Genomic DNA, 9,125 nt, shown 5'->3' with positions numbered 1-9,125 from the left:
GCCGAGATGGAGGGCGCATGACCGTCGTTGACCTCACGCCCGCTCAGAAGCGCGCCTTGCTGTGGCTGACGACTGAATGGCGAGGCGATTTCCCCCGAGGCATGCGGATGGCGGTGCGGCGCCTCCGCACCATGAAGCTGGCTGAGAGTGGTTACGACGCTGGCGAGGGATGGCGAGGCCTTCATGCCCGCCTCACCCCCGGCCGGCGCGGCTCTCCGCGCGAGGGTCGCTCCATGATCCGCCTCGCCGCCCTCACCCAACCCCAACGCCGCGCCCTGTCCTGGCTCCCCGGCGACGGCAGCTGGACGCGCTCCCTCACGGAGCAGGTGGAGATGCTGGAGGAGATGCGGGGGATGGGGTTGGCCGAGAACGATATGGAAGGGTCGGCGTATTGGCGGCTCAGCCCTGACGGAATGGCCCTGAAGGCTGAGGTGGGGCGGGAAGGGGAACGGGAGGGGTCGCTGTGACGGTGGAAGACCCAACCGCCTGGCGGCTTTTCACGGTCGCATGGCGCGGACAGAGCCTGACAACCTGGGATCGGGGAGAGGGCAACGGCCCGAACATCCGGCGCCTAGGGCGTGAGCGCTACGGCGTGCGCGGCATCAACGGCGTCTGGCGGTCGCGGGCCAACGCTTGGCGGGCCGCCCGGCGCAAGGGGCAGGGCCGGTATCTCGTCCATCTGACTTCGATTTCCGAAGACCTTGAACAGGCGATGAAGGAGGGCGTGACCTATCCGTCCTAGCCCCCGACGACGCCGCCTTCCTCACCGCCAAGCGGGCGCGGCTGGTGCAGATCGCGCGGGGGTTGGGGAGGGGGTCTCAACACACACAGGGGAGGGCTGGGGCATGAGGAAGGGCGCTATGAAGGCACTTGAGGGCAGTCAGGCCATGAAGAGGGGTAAGCCGGCGCTGACGCCCGCATCCCTCTGGCCGTCCGAAAAGACAGCTGTGCTTCGGAAGCGGGCGCTGAAGGAGGCCCGCACCCCCCCAGACCTCGGGCAAGAGGTGAGGGATCCGGAAGGTAAGGTTGTCGGAGCAGGCAGCCATCGCCCGATCGAAACCACGGAAATCGAGTTGTTGCCGGCGCCAGGAAGTAAGGCTGCGGTCAAGGCGATTGCCCGCCGCTATACCGTGGAGTGCGTGCTGGATGCCTACAATGCCCGGGGACAGCTCGTAGACATGCTCTGGCGAGCGGGGATGATGTTCCGGGCGCAGTACCGCGCTGCGACCACTCGCCCCAAAGTCACGGCGGAATACGGGGAGCGGGGCGGAAAAGGGAGCACGGCCGAGGCGGTTGATGCTCGCAACGACGCCGAGCGGAAATACCTGGCGGCCCTGGATGCCCTGCCCGTGCGGATGCGAGCCGTGGTTATCGGGGTCTGCGGAGAGGACGAGTGGGCCTCTGACCGGATGCGACTGCTGCATGAGGCGCTGCGGGTGCTGGTGGATCACTACCGCATCCCTGCGGACTACTGCCGAAAAGGATCTTGACGCGGCGAGGGGGTTATTCCATGTTTCTCCGTAATTCGTCGTTTTGCGCCCGGGGCCTTTTGGCTTCCGGGCTTTTCTTTTGCCGGAGGATCGGATGGCCCGGCCGGTCCTCACTGTCATCGCCGGCGGCCCCGAAACGGGGAAGAGCCTGATCGCCGAGGCGCTGGTCGCCTACCGCGGGCAGGCTATGATCGCTCGGGACCATGTGCGGAGCCTGCTGCAGCACCAAGTCGATGAGTGGGTCGTAACCCTGACCACCTTCGCCATGGCCCGGACACTGCTCCAGGCCGACGTCAGTGTCTGCGCGGTGGGTTGGAATCTGGAGGCCGACGACCGGGCTGGGTGGCGTGAACTCGCGCGGGAGACCGGGGCGGATTGCCGGTGGGTGCAGGTCGAGGCCGGATGAACCCGGTCGTCCGCATCGACATGCGCAGCATGACCCGGGGCCTGGACGACGTGGCCAGGAAGCAGGCGCCCTACGCCATGGCCCGGGCGCTCACGGACAGCGCGCAAGCTGCCAGGGTGGCCGTCTCGCGTGACCTGCCCAGGGTGTTCGAGAAGCCCACGCCGTTCACGCGCAACGCGGTGACAATCAAGGCGGCGCGGAAGACGGACCTGACGGCGCGGGTCTTTGTGAAGACCAAGCAGGCCGAGTATCTGGCCATCCAGGAGACAGGCGGCACACGCACCCCTCGTAAGCGGGCGCTGGTGCTGCCTGCGGCCATCCAGCGCGACCAATACGGCAACATCCCGCGGGGCGGGGTGCGGCGGGTCTCAAACCGCAAGGACACCTTCTCAGGCGTCGTTGGCGGCGTCGGTGGCATCTGGCAGCGTCGTCCTGTCCCGAAGGGCTCAGGCGAGAAGGCAGGACGGCCTAGGCTGCTCGTCGCGTTCAAGCAGGTGGCGAAGTATCGGCCTCGCTTCGGCTTTCAGCGCAAGGTGGTCCGGACCGCGCAGGCGGTCATGGTGCCCGCTTTCAGGCAGAGGCTGGCCGAGGCGATGAGGACGAGGAGGGGGTAGGGCAGGGGATTGGCGAGGTGTGGCCATGGCGCCACACCTGCATTAGACGCATGGCTCGGAGGGGGGGCACCCCCCCCATGCGGGTCCCTTCAGCCCCCCTCCCCCCGGATGCGGGGCATTCCCGACCCCGCGCCCTCTCTAGCTGAAGGCCAGAAATGAGGTTGCAGGGTGCAGGACACGCTTTCGCGGTCTGAAGCGGCGCGCCGCGCTGGCATAAGCCGGCCCGCGCTGGAGAAGCACATTCGCGCTGGCCGCATCGCGCTGACCGCGACCGGCGAAGTCCGCGTCGCGTCGTTCGATCTGTGGCTGAATGACCGCCAGAACCGGGATGCACCCGCAACCCGGGCGCCGGTTGCACGGGAGAGCGTGGACGGATCCGCAGCGGCCGATGCGCGAGATGCGCTGAAGCTGGTCGAGGCTGAGGGAGTCTTTGAGACCCGCGCCGACGCCGAACGGCACCGGGACAGCTTCATCGCCCGGCTGCGGCAGGTGGAATACGAGCGTGAGGTCAAGGCGGTGGCCCTGATCGCCGACACGGCCGAGGCGGTAGGTAAGGAGTACGCGGCCGTGCGGTCGAAGCTCCTGTCGATCCCTGCCGAGCACGCGCCCCGGATCCACCGGTGCAAGACGATTGCCGAAGTCCAGGCGGTCCTGACTGAGGTCGTAACCGAGGCCCTGGAGGCCCTGACCCGTGACGTTGCCCTTGGAGCCCACTGAGGCGCGGCGCTACGCCAAGGGGGCGCAGGAACTACGCACGCGGCTGCTGGAGGCCCGCCGGGCCAACCTGGCACCGCCTCCGCGGCTCACCCTGAGCCAATGGGCGTCCCGCTACGCGGTCCTTTCCCGAGAGACCAGCGCCCAGACGGGCCGGTTCCGGGCCTATGCGTACCAGGACGGTATCATGGACGCGATCACGGACCCCTCCGTGACGCAGGTCACCGTGATGAAGTCGGCCCGAGTGGGCTACACGAAGGTGCTGGACCACGTCGTCGGGTACTTCATCCACCAGGACCCTTCTCCGATCCTGGTGGTTCAGCCGCGCGTCGAGGATGCCGAGGACTACAGCTCGACCGAGATCGAGCCGATGCTCCGAGACACGGAGGTGCTGGCCGAGATCGCCGGCGATCTGAAGGCTAAGGACAGCAAGCAAAAGCTGCTGAAGCGGGTCTTCCGGAATGGCTCGTCGGTCTCCTTTGTCGGGGCGAACAGCCCGGGCGGGTTCCGGCGCATCACGGCGCGAGTGATCCTCTTCGATGAGGTGGACGGCTATCCCAAGGCGGGCGCCGGCAGTGAAGGCGACCAGATTGCTCTGGGCAAGAAGCGCAGCGAGACCTTCTGGAACCGGAAGATCGTGCTGGGCTCGACCCCGACCGTGAAGGGGCAGTCCCGCATTGAGGACGCCTGGAACGAGAGCGACCAGCGGCGATTCTTTGTGGCCTGCCCGCATTGCGGCGAGCGGCAGTTCCTGGAGTGGGGCGGCCGCGACACGCCCTACGGGATCAAGTGGGCCCGGGACGAGGACGGCAACGGGCGGCCGGAGACGGCGCACTACGTGTGCCGGATGAACGGCTGCATCATCGACGAGGCCGACAAGGCCGACATGGTCGCCGGCGGCGAGTGGCGGGCGACGAACCCGAAGGGTGGGCACGCCGGGTTCCACATTTGGGCCGGCTATAGCCTGAACACGAATGCGGCCTGGGCCGAGCTCGTCCGCGAGTGGCTCCGGGTCATGGACAAGCCGTTGGAGCGGCAGACCTTCTACAACCTGGTGCTGGGCGAGCCCTACGAGGAGCGGGCGGACAAGGTGCTGGCCGAGGCCCGCCTCATGGCGCGCCGCGAGGTCTATCCCGCTGAGGTTCCGGACGGCGCCGCGGTGCTGACCTTTGGCTTGGACACCCAGGACGACCGGGTCGAGATCGAGGTTGTGGCCTGGGGTCGGGACGAGGAAAGCTGGTCCGTCGCCTACGAGGCGATCGAGGGCGACCTCGACACCCCCGCTTTCTGGAACGACCTGGTCGACCCGTACCTGCGGCGCCGGTGGATGCGGGCGGATGGCCGGCTCTTCAGCCTGGCAGCGGGCTGCTGCGACAGCGGCGGGCACCACACGCAGAGGGTCTACGAATTCGCCAAGGCGAGGCTGGGCCGGAAGATTTGGGCCATCAAGGGAGAGAGCGCCCGGCCCGGGCAGCGATCCCCCGTCTGGCCGACGAAGAAGCCGCTGGCGCGCATGAAGGCATCCTTCAAGCCCGTTATCATCGGGGTTAATACGGCGAAGGACGTCGTCCGGCACCGACTTAACCTAGACGAGCACGGCCCAGGCTTCATGCACTTCCCGGAGGACCGGGACGCGGCCTACTTCAGCCAGTTGCTCGCAGAGCGATCGGTCCTGAAAGACGCGGGCGGCGCCCGCTACCGGGTCTGGGAACCACTACCGGGCCGTCGGAATGAGGCGCTCGACTGCCGGGTTTACGCCTACGCCGCGCTGGCCGGGCTGCAGCATTTCGGCCTGAAGCTGAACCAGGAGGTCGGGCGGGTTTCGTCTGGCTATTCCGGGACTGAGGTGGCGCCGCCGCGGCCTCTCATGGACTTGCCAGAAGCAGCGCCCGCTGCCGGGCCCGTCACACTGCCACCAGCGGCTGTCGCCGGCCCCCGCGTCACCGTCGCCGGAGCGCCGCGCCGCGCCGTCAGCCGCCTCGCCTGAAAGGAGGGCCGCATGGACTATCAGCTGCACCTCCTGACGGACGACCAGCTGCGTGCCGCAGCGGCCAGCTACGCCGAGGCAATCGGCAAGCTCGCGACCGGCCGCATGGAGGCCAGCCTTTCGGTGAGCCAGGGCGCCGGTAGCCGCAGTGTCAGCTTCACGCAGGCGACGAAGAACGACCTATTGGCTTGGGGGGCGGCGATCGCTGCGGAGATGGCGCTGCGCGGCCTCGCTGTCGCTCGCCGTCCTGCCCGCCGCGCCATCGGGATCCGCTTCGGGTGAGCGGCGCCACGCTTCTCGGCCCGGACGGCAAGGCCTTGCCGCTGCGCCGCCCCCGGGCGTCCGCCCTGATTAACGGCAGCCGCACGCCATACGACGCAGCCGATACGATGTCGGCGGAGATGTCGGGCTGGAATCCCTGGCTCGGCTCCCCAGACACTGAGACCACCCCGTACCGTGACCAGTCGGTTGCTCGCATCCGAGACCTTGTCCGGAACGATGGCTGGGCGTCCGGCGCGATCATGCGGATCACGGACGCGACGATCGGCTCCGACTTTCGGCTATCCGCCATGCCGGATTACCGGCATCTCCAGCGTCAGTTTGGGCGCACTTTCGATGCCGTCTGGGCAAAGGAGTTCCGCGATGCGGCCGAGGCCGGATGGCGGGTGTGGGCCAATGATCCCGGGCGGTACTGCGATACGTCGCGCCGGCTTACCTTCGGGCAGATGGCCCGCTTGGCCTTCCGGCACTACCTCGTTGAGGGGGAAGCGCTAGCCGTACTGGCTTGGCGCCCGGACCGGATGGGCTACGGCCGTGCGCGCTACGCGACCACGCTGCAGCTTCTTGATCCCGACCGGCTAAGCAATCCGTCGCAGCGGATGGACACCCTCGATATGCGGGGCGGCATCGAGCTCGACCAGGACGGAGTGCCCATCGCTTACCATATTCGCCGGGCGCACCTGAACGATTGGTTCGCGGCCGGGCAGTCTGTCCAGTGGGAGCGCCTGCCGCGGGAGGAGGAGTGGGGGCGGCCGGTGGTCGTGCACCACTTCGACAGCGAGCGCGCAGGGCAGCACCGCCCGGTGGGTGGCATTTTGACGCCGGTCCTAGCCCGGATGCGGATGCTGGCGCAGTACGACCGGGTCGAGCTTCAGGCCGCGATGGTGAACGCCATCTTCGGCGCATACGTGAAGAGCCCCTTCGACGCGACGCAGGTCCAGGCGGCGATGGACGACAGCGACGAGGGCATGCTCTCGAACTACCAAGCCCAGCGGGCGGACTTCCACGCGGACCGGCGCCTGATGGCCGGCGACGTGCGGATGCCAACCCTCTTCCCCGGTGAGGACATCGCCACAATCTCGGCCAACCGCCCGGCCGCGGCCTTCGACATGTTCGAGAGCGCCATGTTGCGGCACCTCGCCGCCCAGCTAGGCATGGCCTACGTCAACGTGTCAGGCGACTATCGCGGGTCGAGCTACAGCTCGGCACGGCAGGCCACCATCGTCGAGGGCAAGACGGTCGATCGCCGGCGGATGGACTTCGGGGCCAGCTTCTGCACCCCGGTCTATGTCGCCCTGCTGGAAGAGATGATCGACCGCGGCGACGTGCCGATGCCCGCCGGCGCCCCGGAGTTCGCCGAAGCGCGCTTCGAGTATGCCCGTTGCCGCTGGATGGGCCCTGGCCGCGGCTGGGTAGACCCCGTGGCAGAAGTCGAGGGAGCGAGGGCCAAAATCTCCGCCGGGCTGTCGACGCTTCAGCAGGAAATTATGGAGTCCGGCGGAGAGGATTGGGAAGAGGTCCTGGAGCAGCGTGCGCTGGAGGAGAAGACAGCGCGTGCCTTGGGGTTGGACCTGACCATCGAGGTAACGGGCGGGCAGCAGCCGCAGCGAGGCTCTGAACCGTCAGTTGAGCAAGCCCTATCTCCGACGGAAGCGCGCATCGCGGCACGGGGCCTAGATAGGACTGCGGCGGCATGAGCGACCTATTCCCCCGGCTGGCTCAGCGTATTTTCAACACGCCGCTCGCCCTTCACCCTCAAAAAGCCGAGGTGGCGCTGACGGCCCTTGCGGAGAGGCTGGGAATTGCTCGGGTCGCCCGAGCCGATGGCGCCTCCTTAGCCTTCGATGAGGATGAGGACCTCGGATTTGATGACGAAGCCCGCCCCTGCCGGGCTGGGTACGACCTCGTCGGTGGTGTCGCCCTGATCCAGGTGGAGGGCATGCTGGTCCAAAAGACCGGCACGCTCCGCCCCTATTCGGGGATGACTGGCTACGATGGCCTGCGAGCGAACTTTCTCACCGCGATGGAGGATCCGCTCGCCGAGGCAATTGTGCTGGATCTGAACAGTGGCGGCGGGGAAGTGGCGGGCTGCTTTGATCTGGCCGATCTAATCTATGCCAGCCGCGGCTTGAAGCCGATTTGGGCGATTTGCTCGGAATGCGCTTACTCCGCGGCCTACGCCCTGGCGAGCGCTTGCGACCGGGTCACTGTGCCCCGCACGGGAGGTACGGGCAGCGTCGGTGTCGTGACAATGTTGGTGGACTACTCGAAAGCGATCGAGCGGTCCGGCTTGGCTGTTCACTTCGTGCACTACGGCTCACGGAAGATGGAAGAGACTCGCGCCATGCACGGCGGGGTCAAGCCCGACCTTCTGGAGCGCATTCAACGCGACGTGGACGTAATGGGCGAGCTCTTCGTCGCTACCGTGGCGCGGAACCGCAACATGTCTGTTGAGGCCGTCCGCGCCCAGCAGGCTGACTACTACCTGGGCGCCGCCGGCGTACAGGCTGGCCTCGCCGATGCCGTCATGGCTCCCGACGAGGCGCTTATGGCGCTGATGGCTGATCTGGACGCCGCCGCGCCTCAGTAGTCCGGCGGCGCATCCCGCGACCGCTTCCCACAAAGGAATAGACCATGTCCAACCGCTCACTTGCGGGCCGGGTGAGCGCGTTCGCGCACCTGGCCGGTTTCCGCAAGGCCAAGGCAGAGGAGACGCCCGCCACCACTGATGAGGTGAAGGACGTCAAGGATGACGTTGAGGACGTCGAGGAGAAGGTCGAAGACCTCGAAGACGCCGTCGAAGACCTCGAAGAGAAGATCGACGACGTCGAAGGTGACTCTGCCGACGATGAGCCGGAGAGTAACGAGCCGAAGGAACCGGAGGCCCGCAAAGCCTACCGGAAGGGCCGCATGGTCGGCGCGAAGGCCGAGCGTGCGCGTTGCTCCGCCATCTTCAAGGCAACTGAGGCCGGAAACAACCCCGTCCTCGCGGCCAGCCTCGCCTTCGAGAGTGACGTCCCCGTCAAGCAGGCCGTTGCGCTACTCAAGGCCGGCGCCGTCGGCACTGCCGCGGCCCAGCCCCGTCGCGCCTCTCTCGATACCCGCATGGCCCCCCGCGCGAGCGTCGCGCTCGGCGACGCCTCCGCCAAGGGCCCGGACCTCAACACCGCCGAAGGCATGGCGGCCTTCGTCCTCAGCGCCGGCCGCAAGCCGGCCGGCAAGTAAGGAGAGCCCCCATGCCCCAGTATCCCCGCTCTTTCAGCGAGAGCTACGCCCCCGACCGGCTCATTGCCGGGCTGACGCAGATTGTCACCGAGAACATGGTGCTGCTCAGCGGCCAGAACCTGAAGCGCGGCACCATCGTTGGGCGCATCACCGCGTCCGGCAAGGCGACGATCTCGGCCGCGGCCGCGTCCGACGGGAGCCAAGTCCCCTACGGCATCCTGCTCGACGACTACGACGCGACTGCCGGCGATCTCGGCGGCTGCGGCGTCATGGTGAAGGGCGAGTTCAACGACAACGCCGTGATCTTCGGCGCCGGCCACACCGTCCTCACGGTGCACGACGCCCTTCGGGACGGCGGCATCTTCCTCAAGCCTTCTGTTCACGCGTCCTGAACGCAGGCGCATAGGAGA

General features: G+C 67.5%; 12 protein-coding genes. All 12 read left to right on the top strand.

Annotation, left to right across the window (positions count from 1 at the left end):
* The first annotated feature begins 17 nt into the window (after positions 1-17).
* The 12 genes from J5Y10_RS05265 to J5Y10_RS05210 all read left to right on the top strand — a co-directional run bounded on the left by J5Y10_RS05265 (position 18) and on the right by J5Y10_RS05210 (position 9,107).
* Positions 18-467, top strand: coding sequence for a hypothetical protein (locus J5Y10_RS05265; RefSeq protein ID WP_209371542.1), 450 nt, complete (start codon positions 18-20; stop codon positions 465-467).
* Entirely contained in the window at positions 464-742 is a 279-nt protein-coding gene (locus J5Y10_RS05260; RefSeq protein WP_209371540.1) for a hypothetical protein, read from the top strand. The genes J5Y10_RS05265 and J5Y10_RS05260 overlap by 4 nt, the downstream gene beginning before the upstream one ends.
* A 118-nt stretch (positions 743-860) precedes the next feature.
* Entirely contained in the window at positions 861-1,490 is a 630-nt protein-coding gene (locus J5Y10_RS05255; protein ID WP_209371537.1) for a hypothetical protein, read from the top strand.
* 94 nt (positions 1,491-1,584) lie between these two features.
* On the top strand, positions 1,585-1,896 hold the full coding sequence (locus tag J5Y10_RS05250) for a P-loop nucleotide/nucleoside kinase family protein (protein WP_209371535.1): 312 nt from the start codon (positions 1,585-1,587) through the stop codon (positions 1,894-1,896).
* On the top strand, positions 1,893-2,510 hold the full coding sequence (locus tag J5Y10_RS05245; RefSeq protein ID WP_209371532.1) for a hypothetical protein: 618 nt from the start codon (positions 1,893-1,895) through the stop codon (positions 2,508-2,510). The genes J5Y10_RS05250 and J5Y10_RS05245 overlap by 4 nt, the downstream gene beginning before the upstream one ends.
* 168 nt (positions 2,511-2,678) lie before the next feature.
* Positions 2,679-3,227, top strand: a complete 549-nt coding sequence (locus J5Y10_RS05240; RefSeq protein ID WP_209371531.1) for a hypothetical protein — start codon at positions 2,679-2,681, stop codon at positions 3,225-3,227.
* Entirely contained in the window at positions 3,202-5,211 is a 2,010-nt protein-coding gene (locus tag J5Y10_RS05235; protein WP_342452846.1) for a phage terminase large subunit family protein, read from the top strand. The genes J5Y10_RS05240 and J5Y10_RS05235 overlap by 26 nt, the downstream gene beginning before the upstream one ends.
* Before the next feature lie 12 nt (positions 5,212-5,223).
* Positions 5,224-5,493, top strand: coding sequence for a hypothetical protein (locus J5Y10_RS05230; RefSeq protein WP_209371528.1), 270 nt, complete (start codon positions 5,224-5,226; stop codon positions 5,491-5,493).
* Positions 5,490-7,187, top strand: coding sequence for a phage portal protein (locus J5Y10_RS05225; RefSeq protein WP_342452845.1), 1,698 nt, complete (start codon positions 5,490-5,492; stop codon positions 7,185-7,187). Before J5Y10_RS05230 ends, J5Y10_RS05225 begins: the two co-directional genes overlap by 4 nt.
* Positions 7,184-8,080: a S49 family peptidase gene (locus J5Y10_RS05220; protein WP_209371526.1), complete on the top strand. Its 897-nt coding sequence runs from the start codon at positions 7,184-7,186 to the stop codon at positions 8,078-8,080. The genes J5Y10_RS05225 and J5Y10_RS05220 overlap by 4 nt, the downstream gene beginning before the upstream one ends.
* A gap of 44 nt (positions 8,081-8,124) precedes the next feature.
* Positions 8,125-8,715: a hypothetical protein gene (locus tag J5Y10_RS05215; RefSeq protein WP_209371525.1), complete on the top strand. Its 591-nt coding sequence runs from the start codon at positions 8,125-8,127 to the stop codon at positions 8,713-8,715.
* An 11-nt stretch (positions 8,716-8,726) separates the two neighbouring features.
* The gene (locus J5Y10_RS05210; RefSeq protein WP_209371523.1) at positions 8,727-9,107 is read left to right on the top strand and encodes a head decoration protein; all 381 of its coding nucleotides are present in this window, start codon (positions 8,727-8,729) and stop codon (positions 9,105-9,107) included.
* Positions 9,108-9,125 lie beyond the last annotated feature (18 nt).

The organism is Roseomonas indoligenes (assembly GCF_017813365.1).
GTDB classification, from domain to species: Bacteria; Pseudomonadota; Alphaproteobacteria; order Acetobacterales; family Acetobacteraceae; genus Roseomonas; species Roseomonas indoligenes.
Note: the sequence above shows the minus strand (reverse complement) of the source record. Positions and strands in the feature narration are given on the sequence as shown.